Raw genomic sequence first — 16,245 nt, forward strand, 5'->3', positions numbered from 1 at the left:
CCGTGGCGGTCAGCGCACGCGCATTCCGGGCGTGGCGCCGGGCCAGGGCTCGAGCACGTGGATGCCCGGCTGCGCCTTCTCGTCGGCATGGCTGGCCGCCAGCACCATGCCTTCGGAGACGCCGAACTTCATCTTGCGCGGCGCCAGGTTGGCCACCATGACGGTGAGCTTGCCGGTCAGCTGATCGGGCCGGTAGGCCGAGGCGATGCCGCTGAACACGTTGCGCGTGCGGCCTTCGCCGACGTCCAGCGTCAGGCGCAGCAGCTTGGTCGATCCCTCGACCGCCTCGCAGGCCACGATCCGGGCGATGCGCAGGTCGATCCTGGCGAAGTCGTCGATGCCGATGGTGTCGGCCAGCGCCTCGCCGCCCGGCAGGTCGGTCGCAGCGGCTGGCGCGGCTGCCTCCGGCGGGGGCTCGAGCAACTGGTCCAGCAGCTTGGGGTCGACCCGCTGCATCAGGTGCTGATAGGCCGTGATGGCATGGCCGGGGCCCAGCAGGCGCTGCGCGTCGGTCCAGCCCAGCGGCTCGCAGGCCAGGAAGGTCTCGACCTGCCGGGCCAGGGCCGGCAGCACCGGCGCCAGGTAGATCGCCAACAGGCGGAACGCTTCGATGCAGGTGCTGCACACGTCGTGCAGGCGGGCGTCCTGGCCGTCCTGCCGGGCCAGCTCCCACGGCTTGTTGGCGTCGACGTACTCGTTGACCTTGTCGGCCAGCGCCATCGTCTCGCGCAGGGCGCGGGCAAAGTCGCGGCCGTCGTAGAGCTGCCCGATCGTCGCGGCCTGCGCCTGGAGCGACGCCAGCAGGTTGGCGCCGTCGGCGCTGGGCGCGCCGAGCTTGCCGCCGAAGCGCTTGGCGATGAAGCCGGCGGCGCGGCTGGCGATGTTGATGAACTTGCCCACCAGGTCGGCATTGACGCGGGCGACGAAGTCCTCGGGGTTGAAGTCGATGTCCTCGTTGCGTCCGTTGAGCTTGGCCGCCAGGTAGTAGCGCAGGTGTTCCGGGTTCAGGCCCAGGCTCAGGTACCTGAGCGGATCGATGCCGGTGCCGCGGCTCTTGCTCATCTTCTCGTTGTTGACCGTCAGGTGGCCGTGCACGTAGACGGCGTCCGGTGCCTTGCGGCCCGAGAAGTGAAGCATGGCGGGCCAGAACAGCGTGTGGAACGTGATGATGTCCTTGCCGATGAAGTGCACCTGCTCCAGGTCGGGCTGGGCCATGTACTGCTCGTAGGTCATGGCCACGGGATTGGCCGTGTCCTCGTCCACGTCGGTCTCGATGCGGGCCTTGTCCAGCAGGTTCTTCAGCGAGGCGAGGTAGCCCACCGGCGCGTCGAGCCAGACGTAGAAGTACTTGCCCGGCGCGCCGGGAATCTCGATGCCGAAGTAGGGGGCGTCGCGGCTGATGTCCCAGTCGCCCAGGCCGCCGCTGCCGTCTTCCTTCTTGACCAGCCATTCGCGGATCTTGTTCTGCACCTCCGGCTGAACGTGGCCGGGGGCGGCGGTCCATTCCTTCAGGTACGCCTCGCAGCGCGGGTCGGACAGCTTGAAGAAGAAGTGGTCCGAGCTGCGCAGTTGCGGCTTGGCTCCGGACAGGGCCGAGTAAGGGTTGATCAGCTCGGTGGGCGCGTAGACCGCGCCGCACACCTCGCAGTTGTCGCCGTACTGGTCCTTGGCATGGCACCTGGGGCATTCGCCCTTGATGAACCGGTCGGCCAGGAACATGCCCTTCTCGGGGTCGAAGAACTGCTCCACGCTGCGCGTCTCGATCAGGCCGGCCTTCTGCAGGTCGAGGTAGATCTGCTGCGCCAGCTCGTGGTTCTCCGGCGCGTCGGTGCTGTGCCAGTTGTCGAACGCGATGTGGAAGCCGTCGAGGTACGGCTTGCGGCCGGCGGCGATGTCGGCCACGAACTGCTGCGGCGTCACCCCTGCCTTGTCCGCCGCGATGGTGATGGCCGCGCCGTGCGCATCGTCGGCGCAGACGAAGTTCACCGCCGCGCCGTTCATGCGCTGGAAGCGCACCCAGATGTCGGCCTGGATGTACTCCATGATGTGGCCGATGTGGAACTTGCCGTTGGCGTAGGGCAGGGCCGTGGTGACGAAGAGTTTGCGCTGAGGCATCGCGTGGGCGCTTTTCTAGGAGCTGAGGTGGCGGGAGGGACGCCCGCTGGCAGGCCGACCGCCGTGCGGTGGGCCCCGGGGGCAGGCCGGCAGGGATGCAGGCCGGGGGCCCACATTTTATGTGGGGCCGGCTATAGTTGCCTGCAACCCTGGGGATGGCAGTGATCGCCGAACACGAAATCGCCCTTGCCCGCAGCGCCGATGCGCAGGCCATCGCCGAGCTTTCGCGCGAGGCCATCGAGTACGGCCTTCCCTGGCGCTGGACACCTTCGCGCGTGCTGCTGGCGCTGCACGACCCGTCCACCAATGTCGTGGTGTCCCGCCGCGGCGATCATCTCCTGGCCGGCTTCGCCATCATGCAGTACGGCAACGAAACGGCGCATCTCGCGCTCCTGGCGGTGCGCGACGCGGCCCGCCGGCAAGGCCTGGGATCGGCGCTGCTGGCGTGGCTGGAGGCGACCGCGCGGGTCGCCGGCATCCAGGCGCTGCGGCTCGAAGTGCGGGCCAGCAATCCGGGCGCGATGGCTTTCTACGGCCGGCACGGTTTCGTGGAATCGGGCGTGCGGGTCGGCTACTACGAGGGCGTGGAAGACGCCATCCGCATGACCAAGGCGCTCGGCGGCCAGCCGTCCTGAGGCAGCGCCGGCGGCATCGCGACCCCACCGCCGCCATGCGTTCCCGGCCGTCCCGGTCGCCGGGACGGGCCGATCTGGCATCCTTGAGGCTGTCGGCGCGGGCGAGTCGCCTGTCGCGAGGCCCCCGGGCAGCCGCGGCCGCCACCCCCACAGCACTATTTCCATCCATCACATGACAGTCACTCCAGAGGCGCTGACCGAAGCGCTCAAGAATGTTGCGGACCCCAATACCGGCAAGGATTTCGTCAGCACCCGCGCGCTGAAGAACCTGCAGGTGAGCGAGGGCGACGTCTCCTTCGACGTCGAACTCGGCTATCCGGCCAAGAGCCAGTTGCCCGCGCTGCGCAAGGCGCTGGTGGCCGCCGCCCGTGGCGTGCCGGGCGTGCAGAACGTCTCGGTCAACATCACGACCAAGGTGATTTCCCATGCGGTGCAGCGCGGCGTGCAGCTGATGCCGAACGTCAGGAACATCATTGCCGTCGCCTCGGGCAAGGGCGGGGTGGGCAAGAGCACCACCGCCGCCAACCTGGCGCTGGCGCTGGCCGCCGAAGGTGCATCGGTCGGCCTGCTGGACGCGGACATCTACGGCCCCAGCCAGCCGATGATGCTGGGCATCAGCCGGCGTCCCGAAAGCGAGGACGGCAAGACCATGGAGCCGCTCGAGAACCACGGCGTGCAGGTCATGTCCATCGGCTTCCTGGTCGACCAGGACGAGGCGATGATCTGGCGCGGCCCCATGGCCACCCAGGCGCTGGAGCAGTTGTTGCGCCAGACCAACTGGAAGGACCTGGACTATCTCATCGTCGACATGCCGCCGGGCACCGGCGACATCCAGCTGACGCTGAGCCAGCGCGTGCCGATGACCGGCGCGGTGATCGTCACCACGCCGCAGGACATCGCGCTGCTCGACGCCAGGAAGGGCATCAAGATGTTCGAGAAGGTCGGCGTGCCGATCCTGGGCATCGTCGAGAACATGGCGGTGCACGTGTGCTCCAACTGCGGCCACGTCGAGCACATCTTCGGCGCCGAAGGCGGCCGGAAGATGGCGCAGGAATACGGCATGGATTACCTCGGCGCGCTGCCGCTGGACATCAACATCCGCCTGCAGGCCGACAGCGGCAAGCCCACCGTCGTGGCCGACCCCGACGGCGAGGTGGCCGCCATCTACAAGGACGTGGCCCGCCGCGTCGCCGTGGGCATCGCCGAGAAGGCGAAGGACTTCTCGGCCAAGTTCCCCACCATCACGGTCAGCAAGAACACCTGAGCCGCGCGCTCGCCGCACGGACGACGACAAAAGGACGGCCGGCGCCGCAAGGTGCCGGCCGTTTCTCATTCAATGCCTGAATCAATCGATGCGCCGATTGAATTTGACGGCCTGCGCGCCGGCCGGTGACACTGGAAATGATTTGCATAGGTTCGCCGCCTTCCTGGGGGCGGTCGGACCCGGGCAAGGACGAAGACGATTTCCCACGAGACAGGCGGCGCGCTATCCTCACGGCGAGGCAGGGCGGGTCGCAAGCCAAGGCAGCAGATGCAACACCCAGGCAGTGCCCAAAGAGACAAGACCGAGATCGCGCCCATCGTGCTGGGCACGCCCGACGACCTGCGCGACCGGATCCGGCGCAAGAGCAAGCTCAAGGGCCGCCAGCCCGACGCCGACGCCCTCGAGCAGGTGCGCGCGCTGCTCGGTCCGCGCCCCGAGAACGGCTGGCGCCGCGACCTGCTCATCGAGCACCTGCACCTGATCAACGACGCGTACCGCGGCCTGCGCGACAGTCATCTGGTGGCGCTGGCCACGCTGATGAACATCCCGATGGCCGAGGTGTACGAGGTCGCGACCTTCTATCACCACTTCGAGATCCTGCGCGGCGACGAGGCCGCCCCCGGCGTGACGGTGCGCGTCTGCGACGGCCTGGCCTGCGAGCTGGCCGGCGCCGGCGAGCTGCTGACGCGGCTGCCCGAACTGCTCGGCCTGGCCGGCCGGACGGACGTGCGCGTCATCGCGGCGCCTTGCATCGGGCGCTGCGAGCAGGCGCCGGCGGTCGCGCTCGACCAGCGCGCGCTGCCGACGGCCACCGCCGAATCGGTACTGCAGGCCCTCGCCGATGACGGGCCGGCGGCCCGCGCCGTGGCGGTCTTCGATCCCGCCGGGCTGGCCGAGCGCAGCGTGACCGGCACCGAACAGCCGGTGGACGTGCTGCCGGCCTGCACCGACTACGCTACCTACCGCGCCCAGGGCGGCTACCGGCTGGCAGCGGCACTGGCCAGCGGCGAGCGCACCGTCGACAGCGTCATCCAGGCGATGGAGGACTCGGGCGTGCGCGGCCTCGGCGGCGCCGGCTTCCCGGCCGGACGCAAGTGGAAGATCGTGCGCGAGCAACCGGCGCCGCGGCTGATGGCCGTGAACATCGACGAGGGCGAGCCCGGCACGTTCAAGGACCGCACCTACCTCGAGCGCGACCCGCACCGCTTCCTGGAGGGGCTGCTGATCGCTGCCCGCTGCGTCGGCATCGACGCGTGCTACGTCTACCTGCGGGACGAATACCACGATTGCCGCGAACTTCTGCACCGGGAACTGGCGGCGCTGCAGGCGGACGCGCCGTTCCCGCTGCCGACGATCGAGCTGCGGCGCGGTGCCGGCGCCTACATCTGCGGCGAGGAGTCGGCCATGATCGAGAGCATCGAGGGCAAGCGCGGGGAGCCGCGCATGCGGCCGCCCTACATCGCGCAGATCGGGCTGTTCGGCCGGCCCACGCTGGAGCACAACTTCGAGACGCTCTACTGGGTGCGCGACATCGTCGAGCGCGGTCCGCAATGGTTCAGCGGCTTCGGCCGCAACGGGCGCAAGGGGCTGCGCAGCTTCAGCGTGAGCGGGCGCGTCAAGTCGCCCGGCGTCAAGCTGGCGCCGGCCGGCATCACGGTGCGCGAACTCATCGACGAGTACTGCGGCGGCATGCAGGACGGCCACCAGCTCTATGCCTACCTGCCCGGGGGCGCTTCGGGCGGCATCCTGCCGGCCCGCATGGACGACATTCCGCTCGATTTCGACACGCTGCAGCCGCACGGCTGCTTCATCGGCTCGGCCGCCGTCATGGTGTTGAGCCAGCACGACCGGGCGCGCGACGCGGCACTCAACGTGATGCGCTTCTTCGAGCACGAGAGCTGCGGCCAGTGCACGCCATGCCGCGTCGGCACCGGCAAGGCTGCCGCGCTGATGCAGGCGCGCGTCTGGGACGCCGATGCCCTGGACGATCTGGCCCAGGTCATGGGCGACGCATCCATCTGCGGCCTCGGCCAGGCCGCGCCCAACCCGATCCGCTGCATCCACAAGTACTTTCCGCACGAAGTGGGCGAGACGCCGCTGACCGGCCGGCTGCCGGAGCCTTTGCCCGGTCCCACCACCGAGCGCCTGGGGGAGAACCGCGCATGAACGCACCATTGCCCAAGCAAGCCCTGCTCGACGCAGGCATCGAATTCCAGCTCGACGGCCGCGCCGTCGTGGCGCTGCCCGGCGAGACCATCCTGCAGGCGGCCGAGCGCGAGGGCGTGGAGATCCCGCGCCTTTGCTACAAGGAAGGGTACCGCCCCGACGGCAACTGCCGCGCGTGCGTGGTCGAGATCGAGGGCGAGCGCGTGCTGGCCCCCAGCTGCTGCCGCGCCGCCACGCCCGGCATGAAGGTGCACGCCAGCAGCGAGCGGGCGCGCAAGAGCCAGAAGATGGTGCTCGAGATGCTGCTGGCCGACATGCCTGACCAAGGCTACAAGTGGGCCGACGATGCCGGTGCGCTGCCGCACGGCGAACTGAGCGACTGGTCGAGCCGCATGGCGGTCGGCGTGCGGCCGGCACTGGCGGCGCTGCGCCGCGAGCAGCCCGCGGCCGATATCTCGCATCCGGCCATGGCGGTCAACCTCGACGCCTGCATCCAGTGCAACCGCTGCGTGCGCGCCTGCCGCGAAGAGCAGGTCAACGACGTCATCGGCTATGCCATGCGCGGGGCCGATTCGAAGATCGTCTTCGACCTCGACGACGCGATGGGCGAGAGCACCTGCGTGGCCTGCGGCGAATGCGTGCAGGCCTGCCCGACCGGCGCGCTGATGCCCAAGACGCAGATCGGCTCTCAGGTGGTGGACCGCAAGGTCGATTCCGTGTGTCCGTTCTGCGGCGTCGGCTGCCTGATCACCTACAACGTCAAGGACGAGCAGATCGTCAGCGTCGACGGCCGCGACGGCCCGGCCAACCACAGCCGGCTGTGCGTCAAGGGCCGCTTCGGTTTCGACTACGCGCACCATCCGCAGCGCCTGACGCGGCCGCTGGTGCGCAAGCCCGGCGTGCCCAAGGAAGTGAGCGAAGACCAGAACCGGCACTGGAGCGAGGTGTTCCGCGAGGCCAGCTGGGAAGAGGCGCTGGAACTCGCCGGCGGCGGGCTGCGCCGGCTGCGCGACACGTACGGTGCCAAGAGCCTGGCGGGGTTCGGCTCTGCCAAGGGCAGCAACGAGGAGGCGTACCTGTTCCAGAAGCTGGTGCGCATCGGCTTCGGCAGCAACAACGTGGACCACTGCACGCGGCTGTGCCACGCGTCCAGCGTCGCGGCGCTGCTCGAGGGCGTGGGCTCGGGAGCGGTGAGCAACCAGGTCAACGACGTCGAGAACGCGGAACTCGTGCTCGTGATCGGCTCCAATCCGACCGCCAACCATCCGGTGGCCGCGACCTGGATGAAGAACGCCGCCAAGCGCGGCACCAAGATCGTCCTGGCCGATCCGCGCCGCACCGACATCAGCAAGCATGCCTGGCGCACGCTGCAGTTCAAGCCCGACACCGACGTGGCCATGCTCAACGCGCTGATCCATGCCGTGATCGACGAGGGGCTGGTCGACGAGACTTTCGTGCGCGAGCGCGCCAGCAACTTCGAGGCGCTCAAGGAGAACGTGAAGGGCTACAGCCCCGAAGCCATGGCGCCGATCTGCGGCATCCCGGCGCAGACGCTGCGCGAGGTGGCCCGCGCCTTCGCCACCGCCCGCGGCGCGATGATCCTGTGGGGCATGGGCATCAGCCAGCACGTGCACGGCACCGACAACTCGCGCTGCCTGATCGCGCTGGTGTCGGTCACCGGGCAGATCGGCAAGCCCGGCTCCGGGCTGCATCCGCTGCGCGGCCAGAACAACGTGCAGGGCGCCAGCGACGCCGGCCTGATCCCGATGATGTTCCCCAACTACCAGCGCGTCGACAACCCCGCCGCGCACGAGTGGTTCGAGGCGTTCTGGGGGCAGCCGCTCGACAAGACGCCGGGCTACACGGTGGTGGAGATCATGCACAAGGCGCTGGCGGACGACAGCGACCCGCACAAGATCCGCGGCATGTACATCATGGGCGAGAACCCCGCCATGAGCGACCCGGACCTCAACCATGCGCGCCATGCCCTGGGCGCGATGGAGCACCTGGTGGTCCAGGACATCTTCATGACCGAGACCGCCTGGCTGGCCGACGTGGTGCTGCCCGCCAGCGCCTGGCCGGAGAAGACCGGCACGGTGAGCAACACCGACCGCATGGTGCAGCTGGGGCGGCGCGCCATCGATCCGCCCGGCGAGGCCAGGCCTGACCTGTGGATCATCCAGCAGCTTGGCCAACGGCTGGGCCTGGACTGGCACTATCCCGGCGAGGAGTGCGGCGTGGCCGCGGTCTACGAGGAAATGCGCCAGGCCATGCATGCGGCCATCAGCGGCATCACGTGGGAACGGCTCGAGCGCGACTCCAGCGTCACCTATCCGTGCCTGTCGGACGAGGACCCGGGCCAGCCGATCGTCTTCGTGGAGAACTTCCCGACCGACGACGGGCGGGTCAAGCTGGTGCCGGCCGACATCATCCCGGCCGACGAGCGGCCCGACGCCGACTACCCCTTCGTGCTGATCACCGGGCGCCAGCTCGAGCACTGGCACACCGGCAGCATGACGCGGCGCGCGACCGTGCTGGACGCGCTGGAGCCGATCGCCACCGCCTCGATGTGCCAGGCCGACCTGCTGGCGCTGGGCCTGGCGCCCGGCGACGTGATCACCATCGCGTCGCGTCGCGGCAAGGTGGCGATCCATGTGCGGCGCGACGACGGCACGCCGCAGGGGGCGGTGTTCGTGCCGTTCGCCTACTACGAGGCGGCCGCCAACCTCATGACCAACGCCGCGCTCGACCCGTTCGGCAAGATTCCGGAATTCAAGTACTGCGCCGTGCGATTGACCCGCGGCGGAACCGCGGCACCGGTGGCCGGCTATTCTCGGGAAGCCGCCACCAACTAGGGCCGTTCTCAGGCCCGGACACCATGCAGACCTCCGCCCTCGACGACCGCCATCCCACCCTGGAGGTGGCGGTGGTCATGCGGCGCGAGCGGGTGGTCGGCCCGGCGGCTCGTTGGCAGGAATGGCGCTGGGTGCTCGACAGCGTGCTGCCGGACCAGCCCGGCGGCGACGGGCGGCCGCGGCTGCTGGCCGACGACGACGGCGCGCAGCGCTGGCTGCATCCAGGCTTCAAGGTGCAGCTGTTCACCGACGAGGCCGAGGGTTACTACCTGAACGCCACGACCGAGGCTCCGTGCTGGTTCGTGCTGTGGCGCATGCACGAGGACGAGGCGCCGCCGGCGCGGCCCCTGCTGCTCACCCTGAGCTACAACGAGGCCGGGCGCTGGCTCGACGCGCAGGAAACCGTGGAGCAGGTGCCGGCGCCCGACGACGTCGTGGCCTGGATGGGCGCCTTCGTCGAATCCCACTACGTGGTCGAGCCGCGCAAGCGCCGCCGGCCGCAGAGCTTCCGGCCGTTGATCGATCGCTTCGGCAATGCTGCCAGCGTCAGCACGGGCGACAAGCGGGGGGCGGGCGATGGCCAGGGATGACGGTGGCTTCCTCTCGCGCTGGTCGCGCCGCAAGCTCAACGGCGAGAGCGACGGCGACGTCGCGCCGGCAGACGTTGCGGCGCAACCCGCCGCCCCAGGCCGCCCCGCTGCGGATGTGCCGGCACCTGCCGCCGCCGACGCAGCGCCGGCCGCAAGCGCAGATGCGGCAGACGTGCCCGCGCCGCCGCCTCCCTCGCTGGCCGACGCCGAAGACCTCCGCCCCGAATCCGACTTTCGTCCCTTCGTCTCGCGCGAGGTGGCGCCCGAGGTGCGCAACCTGGCTTTCCGCAAGCTGTTCGCCGACCCGCATTTCAACGTCATGGACGGCCTGGACGTCTACATCGACGACTACTCGGTTTCCACGCCGGTGCCGCCCGACGTGCTGGCGCGCATGGCCGGCGCCGCCTTCCTGAACCTCGTGGAAACGCCGCCCCCCGAAGAAACCCCTGCGTCGCAATCGGTTGTCGACGTGGCACAGTCAGGGCATTGCTCCAGCCCGCCGGAGGCGCCCATGCCGCCGGCCAGCCAAGCCACCGATGACGACCACGCTGATCTGCGACTGCAACAAGACGATGCCCCTGGCGGCCAAGGCCCTCGGCGCGGCATTGGCTGAACGACAGGACCTTCCCCTCCACACCACCCTGTGCCGGCGCGAGGCGCCGGCGTTCCAGCGCGCCGTGGTCGCCGCCGGCGAAGAGCCTGTGGTGGTGGCCTGCACGCAGGAGCGGCGCCTGTTCACCGAACTGGCGAGCGAGACACCCGGCGCGGTCGCGCCGATCCGCTTCGTCAACATCCGCGAGACCGGCGGCTGGAGCCGCGATGCGGGCGCGGCCGGCCCGAAGATCGCCGCGCTGCTGGCGGCGGCGCACCTGCCCGAGCCGGAGCCGGTAGCCACCGTCGGCTACCGCAGCGAGGGCCGCCTGCTGATCGTCGGCCCGCTGGACCAGGCCGAGGCGGCGGCCGGCATGCTGGCCGACGCGCTGCCGCAGATCACGCTGATGTCGACCGGGCCCGGCGCGCAGGGCGGCACGCAGGAACGCCGCTACGCCGTCATGGCCGGCCGCGTCGAGCGCCTGACCGGCTGGCTCGGCGCGTTCGAGCTGGCATGGACGCAGGACAACCCGATCGACCTGGACCTGTGCACCCGGTGTAACGCCTGCGTCGCGGCCTGCCCGACGCAGGCGATCGGGCTGGACTACCAGATCGACGCCGGGCGCTGCGACAGCACCGGCGCCTGCGTCAAGGCCTGCGGCGTTGCCGGCGCCATCGACCTGGACCGCGCGCCGCGCCGGCTCGAAGCCCGTTTCGACCTGGTGCTCGACCTCGGCGAGAGGCCGCTGATCGACTGGCATGCGCCGCCCCAGGGCTATTTCCACCTGCCCGGCGGTCTCGGCGCCGGGCCGCAGGCGCTGGCAGCGCTGTTGCGCATCCGCGAGATGGTGGGCGAGTTCGAGAAGCCGCGCTTCTTCGACTATCGCCAGAAGCTGTGTGCCCACAGCCGCAACGAGCAGGTGGGCTGCAATGCCTGCGTCGAGGTCTGCTCGGCCCACGCCATCGACAGCGATGTGGCGCACCAGCGCATCGTCGTCAACCCGAACCTGTGCGTGGGCTGCGGCGCCTGCACCACCGTCTGCCCGACCGGGGCGCTGGGCTACACCTATCCGCGTGCGCCGGAGCAGGGCCGCACGCTGCGCACGCTGCTGTCGGCCTACGCCCAGGCGGGCGGACGCGACGCGGTGCTGTTGCTGCACAGCCAGGAGGCCGGGCAGGCGTTGATCGACCAGTTGGGCCGGCAGGCGCGGCTCGGCCGCGCCGACGGGGTGCCCGCCAACGTCATTCCGGTCGGCCTGTTCCACAGCGCCAGTACCGGCCTCGACCTGTGGCTCGCGGCCGTGGCCTGGGGCGCCAGCCGCGTGGTGGTGCTTTTCAGCGGTGAGGAAGCGCCGGCCTACCGCGCGGCCATCGAGTCGCAGTTGTCCATCGGGCAGGCCGTATTGAACGGCCTGGGCTATGCCGGCAGGCACCTGACGTCAGTCGCCGCCCGGGATCCGGCTGCGCTGGACGCCGCACTGGCCGGCCTGCGTGCGGCCCGCCCGCAGGCGCCTGCGCAGGCTGCGCGCTTTGCCGTCGGGGCCGACAAGCGGGCCACGCTCGAGCTGGCGCTGGACCACCTCGTCGATCAGGCGCCGTCGCTGCCCGACGCGCCGATCGCGTTGGCCGCGGGCGCTCCCTTCGGGGCGATCGCGGTCGACAAGGACAAGTGCACGCTGTGCCTGGCCTGCGTCAGCGCGTGCCCGGCCAGCGCGTTGCAGGACAACGCCGCCGCGCCGCAACTGCGCCTCGTCGAGAAGAATTGCGTGCAATGCGGGCTTTGCCGGAGCACCTGCCCGGAGCAGGCCATCGAGCTGGTGCCGCGCCTGTCCCTCGCGCCGCAGCGGGCGCAACCGGTCGTTCTCAACGAGGCCAGGCCCTGGTCGTGCGTGCGCTGCAGCAGGCCGTTCGGCACGCAGAAAGCCATCGAGGCCATGCTCGCGCGGCTGGCCGGCCATGCCATGTTCCAGGGCGAGGCGCTCGAGCGCCTCAAGATGTGCAGCGATTGCCGCGTCATCGATCTCTATACCGAGGCGGACCCACAGAAGATTGCCGAACTATGACGGTCTCGCAGCCTGTGTCCATGTCATCCGCGCTGGACGAAGAAGTCGCCCGCGCCGAGCTCTACGGCCTGCTGGCACGCCTGTGGTACGCCGCGCCGGACGACGAACTGCTGGCCGCCTTCAGCGTGGCGGTGACCGAGGCGCCCGTGACCGGCGCGTTCCTGGAAGCGCCGTGGGCCGAGCTGGTGGGCGCCGCGCGCGCGGCAAGCGCGCCGGCCCTGGCGGCCGAGTACGACGCCCTGTTTGGCGGCATCGGCAAGCCGGAGGTCATGCTGTTCGGCTCGCACTACCTCAGCGGCTTTCTCAATGACAAGCCGCTGGCGCGCTTGCGCGGGGACCTGTCTCGCTTCGGCCTGGCGCGCGACGAGACCGTTCCCGAGTCGGAAGACCACGTGGCCTGCCTGTTCGAGGTGATGCGCTACCTGATTGCCGGCGAAGACGCCGGCGTGGCCAACCTGTCGAGCCAGCAGGCCTTCTTCGGCGCGCACATCCAGCCGTGGCTGGGCGACATGTGCGAGGCCGTGGCGGCGCATCCGGCCGCCGACTTCTATGCCGACCTGGCGCGCTTCACCCGCGCCTTCGCCCAGGTCGAAGCGCAGGGTTTCGATCTGCTGGGCTGACGGCCCGCTTCACGCACCAATAGGGGTTGTCCTTTGGGGCAGGGTCATGTCTACTAGCCAAACCTATGTAATTCAGTTCATATTTGTCACATTCAAGCGACTCCTGGAGTTGACATGCAGGACAGCCAGAAGACACCGGAAGACAAGACACACTCGCGCCGCCGCTTCTTTGCCGGCGCCGCAGGCCTGGGGGCCGCCGCCACCGCAGTCGCCGTACTGCCCGGTGCCGCCGTCGACGCCGCCGGACCGATTCCTGAAGCCGCACCCGTGCCACCGGAAAAAGGTGGCGGCTATCGCGTGAGCGAACACGTCAAGCGCTACTACCGCTCCACTTCGGCCTGAGGACGGACCCACGATGCTGCTCACTCGCAAATCCCCGGCGTCTACCTCGCATGGCGCGGCGCCATCGTCCGACACGGATCGATCCCCGTTCATCCACAGCCTGCAGCGCGGCCTGTCGCAGGCCTTGCCGACCATGGACCGGCGGGCGTTCCTGCGCCGTTCCGGTCTCGGCGTCGGCGTCGGGCTGGCCGCCGGGCAGTTGATGCTGATGCGCAAGGCCAAGGCGGCCGAGGGCCGCCCCACGGCGGTCGGTGCCGGCAAGGTCGAGGTGCGGCGCACCGTGTGCTCGCACTGCTCGGTCGGCTGCGCCTCGGACGCCATCGTCGAGAACGGCGTGTGGGTGCGCCAGGAGCCGGTGTTCGACTCGCCCATCAACCTGGGCTCGCATTGCGCCAAGGGCGCCGCGCTGCGCGAGCACGGCCACGGCGAGTACCGCCTGCGCTATCCGATGAAGCTGGTCGACGGCAAGTATCAGCGCATCAGCTGGGACCAGGCGCTCGACGAGATCACGGCCCGGCTCAAGGAGCTGCGCCAGGCCAGCGGGCCGGAGTCGATCTACTGGATCGGCTCGTCCAAGCACAGCAACGAGCAGAGCTACCTGATGCGCAAGTTCGTCAGCCTGTGGGGCTCGAACAATTGCGACCACCAGGCGCGCATCTGCCACTCCACCACGGTGGCGGGCGTGGCCAATACGTGGGGCTACGGCGCCATGACCAACTCGTACAACGACATGCGCTTCGCGAAGGTGGCGTTGTACATCGGCTCCAATGCGGCCGAGGCGCATCCGGTGAGCATGCTGCACCTGCTGCACGCCAAGGAGAACGGGTGCAAGGTGGTGGTGGTCGACCCGCGCTTCACCCGCACGGCGGCCAAGGCCGACGAATACGTGCGCATCCGCTCGGGATCGGACATTCCCTTCCTGTTCGGGCTGCTCTATCACATCTTCAAGAACGGCTGGGAAGACAAGAAGTACGTCAACGACCGCGTCTACGGCATGGAAGACGTGCGCAAGGACGTGATGGCCAAGTGGACGCCGGACAAGGTCGAGGAGGCCTGCGGCGTCGCCGAGGCGCAGATGGTCAAGATCGCCACCTGGCTCAACGAGAACCGCCCCGGCACCATCGTCTGGTGCATGGGCCAGACGCAGCACACCATCGGCAACGCCATGGTGCGCGCCTCGTGCATCCTGCAGCTGGCGCTGGGCAACGTGGGCAAGTCGGGCGGCGGCACCAACATCTTCCGCGGCCACGACAACGTGCAGGGCGCCACCGACGTCGGGCCCAACCCAGACTCGCTGCCCGGCTACTACGGCGTGGCCGAAGGCTCGTGGAAGCATTTCGCCACGGCCTGGAATCTCGACTTCGAGTGGATCAAGGGCCGCTTCGCGTCGCCCGCCATGATGAGCAAGCCGGGCATCACGGTCTCGCGCTGGATCGACGGCGTGCTCGAGAAGAACGACCTGATCGACCAGGGTCCGAACCTGCGCGGCGTCTTCTATTGGGGCCATGCGCCGAATTCGCAGACGCGCGGCCTGGAGATGAAGCGGGCCATGGACAAGCTGGACCTGCTGGTGGTGGTCGACCCGTACCCGTCGGCCACCGCGGCGATGGCCGCCATGCCGGGCAACGCGGCCGACCTCAACCCTGCGCGCGCGGTGTACCTCCTGCCCGCCTGCACGCAGTTCGAGACCAGCGGCTCGGTGACGGCGTCGAACCGTTCGCTGCAATGGCGCGAAAAGGTGATCGAGCCGCTGTGGGAAAGCCGCACCGACCACATGATCATGTACCAGCTGGCGACCAAGCTCGGCTTCGGCGCGGAACTGGTCAAGAACTACAAGATGCAGAAGGTCAAGGGCATGGACGAGCCCGTGCCGGACGACATCCTGCGCGAGATCAACCGCTGCGTCTGGACCATCGGCTACACCGGCCAGAGCCCGGAGCGTCTGCAGGCGCACATGCGCAACATGGGCGCGTTCGACGTGGCGACGCTCAAGGCCAAGGGCCCGGTCAAGGACAAGGTCAACGGATACGACCTGGCGGGGGACTACTTCGGGCTGCCCTGGCCATGCTGGGGCACGCCCGAGTTCAAGCACCCCGGCAGCACCAACCTCTACGACACCAGCAAGCACGTCATGGACGGCGGCGGCAACTTCCGCGCCAACTTCGGCGTCGAGCGCAATGGCGTCAACCTGCTGGCCGAGGACGGATCGCATTCGCTGGGCGCGGACATCACCACGGGCTACCCCGAACTCGACCACGTGCTGCTCAAGAAGCTGGGCTGGTGGAATGAACTGACCGAGCCCGAGAAGAAGCTCGCCGACGGCAAGAACTGGAAGACCGACAACTCGGGCGGCATGATCCGCGTGTTCATGAAGAACCACGGCTGCCACCCCTTCGGCAATGCGAAGGCGCGCGCGCTGGTGTGGAACTTCCCGGACCCCGTGCCGCAGCACCGCGAGCCCCTGTACGGCACGCGGCCGGACCTGGTCGCCAAGTACCCGACGCACGACGACAAGATGGCGTTCTGGCGCCTGCCGACGCTCTACAAGTCGGTGCAGCAGAAGGCGATCGCGGACAAGCTGTACGAGAAGTTCCCGTACATCATGACCTCGGGCCGGCTCGTCGAATACGAGGGCGGCGGCGAGGAAACCCGCTCCAACCCCTGGCTGGCGGAACTGCAGCAGGAGATGTTCGTCGAGATCAATCCCAAGGTTGCGGCCGAGAAGGGCATCCGCAACGGCGAACGGGTCTGGGTCCATACGCCCACGGGCGCAAAGATCAACGTGCAGGCCCTGGTGACCGAGCGCGTGGGGCCCGACACGGTGTTCCTGCCATTCCACTTCTCCGGCCATTGGCAGGGCGCGGACATGCTGCCGTACTACCCGTCCGGCGCGCATCCGGTCGTGCGGGGCGAGGCGATCAACACCGCCACGACCTACGGCTACGACAGCGTGACGATGATGCAAGAGACCAAGACCACCATCTGCAATCTCGAGAAAGCCTGA

11 protein-coding genes are annotated in these 16,245 nt (G+C 69.2%); 10 read left to right on the top strand and 1 reads right to left on the bottom strand.

The genetic code is table 11. The features are described from left to right. Window positions 1–9 precede the first annotated feature (9 nt). Window positions 10–2,115 (bottom strand): methionine--tRNA ligase, encoded by a 2,106-nt coding sequence (metG, locus tag VES41_RS16290; protein ID WP_324819072.1) that lies wholly within the window; start codon window positions 2,113–2,115, stop codon window positions 10–12. Window positions 2,116–2,270: 155 nt separating this feature from the next. Between metG and VES41_RS16295 the strand changes: the two genes are divergently transcribed. The 10 genes from VES41_RS16295 to VES41_RS16340 all read left to right on the top strand — a co-directional run bounded on the left by VES41_RS16295 (window position 2,271) and on the right by VES41_RS16340 (window position 16,245). Then, window positions 2,271–2,750 carry a GNAT family N-acetyltransferase gene (locus VES41_RS16295; RefSeq protein ID WP_324819075.1) on the top strand — a complete coding sequence of 160 codons (480 nt, stop codon included), beginning with the start codon at window positions 2,271–2,273 and terminating at the stop codon, window positions 2,748–2,750. A gap of 172 nt (window positions 2,751–2,922) precedes the next feature. Next, on the top strand, window positions 2,923–4,014 hold the full coding sequence (gene apbC / locus VES41_RS16300) for an iron-sulfur cluster carrier protein ApbC (RefSeq protein ID WP_324819077.1): 1,092 nt from the start codon (window positions 2,923–2,925) through the stop codon (window positions 4,012–4,014). A gap of 267 nt (window positions 4,015–4,281) precedes the next feature. Beyond that, window positions 4,282–6,180, top strand: coding sequence for an NADH-ubiquinone oxidoreductase-F iron-sulfur binding region domain-containing protein (locus VES41_RS16305; protein WP_324819080.1), 1,899 nt, complete (start codon window positions 4,282–4,284; stop codon window positions 6,178–6,180). Beyond that, window positions 6,177–9,035, top strand: a complete 2,859-nt coding sequence (fdhF, locus tag VES41_RS16310) for a formate dehydrogenase subunit alpha (protein WP_324819083.1) — start codon at window positions 6,177–6,179, stop codon at window positions 9,033–9,035. Before VES41_RS16305 ends, fdhF begins: the two co-directional genes overlap by 4 nt. Window positions 9,036–9,058: 23 nt before the next feature. Beyond that, window positions 9,059–9,625, top strand: a complete 567-nt coding sequence (locus VES41_RS16315; RefSeq protein WP_324819086.1) for a DUF3305 domain-containing protein — start codon at window positions 9,059–9,061, stop codon at window positions 9,623–9,625. Continuing rightward, on the top strand, window positions 9,612–10,238 hold the full coding sequence (locus tag VES41_RS16320) for a DUF3306 domain-containing protein (protein ID WP_324819089.1): 627 nt from the start codon (window positions 9,612–9,614) through the stop codon (window positions 10,236–10,238). Before VES41_RS16315 ends, VES41_RS16320 begins: the two co-directional genes overlap by 14 nt. After that, on the top strand, window positions 10,162–12,279 hold the full coding sequence (locus VES41_RS16325) for a 4Fe-4S binding protein (RefSeq protein ID WP_324819091.1): 2,118 nt from the start codon (window positions 10,162–10,164) through the stop codon (window positions 12,277–12,279). The genes VES41_RS16320 and VES41_RS16325 overlap by 77 nt, the downstream gene beginning before the upstream one ends. Window positions 12,280–12,299: 20 nt before the next feature. Further along, window positions 12,300–12,899 (top strand): TorD/DmsD family molecular chaperone, encoded by a 600-nt coding sequence (locus VES41_RS16330; protein WP_324819093.1) that lies wholly within the window; start codon window positions 12,300–12,302, stop codon window positions 12,897–12,899. Window positions 12,900–13,013: 114 nt separating this feature from the next. Further along, window positions 13,014–13,241 (top strand): formate dehydrogenase, encoded by a 228-nt coding sequence (locus VES41_RS16335; protein ID WP_324819096.1) that lies wholly within the window; start codon window positions 13,014–13,016, stop codon window positions 13,239–13,241. A 13-nt stretch (window positions 13,242–13,254) separates the two neighbouring features. Then, entirely contained in the window at window positions 13,255–16,245 is a 2,991-nt protein-coding gene (locus VES41_RS16340; RefSeq protein WP_324819099.1) for a formate dehydrogenase subunit alpha, read from the top strand.

It is taken from the genome of Variovorax sp., from assembly GCF_035634955.1.
In the GTDB taxonomy this organism is placed as follows: domain Bacteria; phylum Pseudomonadota; class Gammaproteobacteria; order Burkholderiales; family Burkholderiaceae_C; genus Variovorax.

Excerpts from the sequence above, each read along its gene's own strand:
- metG (WP_324819072.1), bottom strand. The coding sequence starts at position 2,115 with ATGCCTCAGCGCAAACTCTTCGTCACCACGGCCCTGCCCTACGCCAAC.
- VES41_RS16295 (WP_324819075.1), top strand. The coding sequence starts at position 2,271 with ATGGCAGTGATCGCCGAACACGAAATCGCCCTTGCCCGCAGCGCCGAT.
- apbC (WP_324819077.1), top strand. The coding sequence starts at position 2,923 with ATGACAGTCACTCCAGAGGCGCTGACCGAAGCGCTCAAGAATGTTGCG.
- VES41_RS16305 (WP_324819080.1), top strand. The coding sequence starts at position 4,282 with ATGCAACACCCAGGCAGTGCCCAAAGAGACAAGACCGAGATCGCGCCC.
- fdhF (WP_324819083.1), top strand. The coding sequence starts at position 6,177 with ATGAACGCACCATTGCCCAAGCAAGCCCTGCTCGACGCAGGCATCGAA.
- VES41_RS16315 (WP_324819086.1), top strand. The coding sequence starts at position 9,059 with ATGCAGACCTCCGCCCTCGACGACCGCCATCCCACCCTGGAGGTGGCG.
- VES41_RS16320 (WP_324819089.1), top strand. The coding sequence starts at position 9,612 with ATGGCCAGGGATGACGGTGGCTTCCTCTCGCGCTGGTCGCGCCGCAAG.
- VES41_RS16325 (WP_324819091.1), top strand. The coding sequence starts at position 10,162 with ATGACGACCACGCTGATCTGCGACTGCAACAAGACGATGCCCCTGGCG.
- VES41_RS16330 (WP_324819093.1), top strand. The coding sequence starts at position 12,300 with ATGTCATCCGCGCTGGACGAAGAAGTCGCCCGCGCCGAGCTCTACGGC.
- VES41_RS16335 (WP_324819096.1), top strand. The coding sequence starts at position 13,014 with ATGCAGGACAGCCAGAAGACACCGGAAGACAAGACACACTCGCGCCGC.
- VES41_RS16340 (WP_324819099.1), top strand. The coding sequence starts at position 13,255 with ATGCTGCTCACTCGCAAATCCCCGGCGTCTACCTCGCATGGCGCGGCG.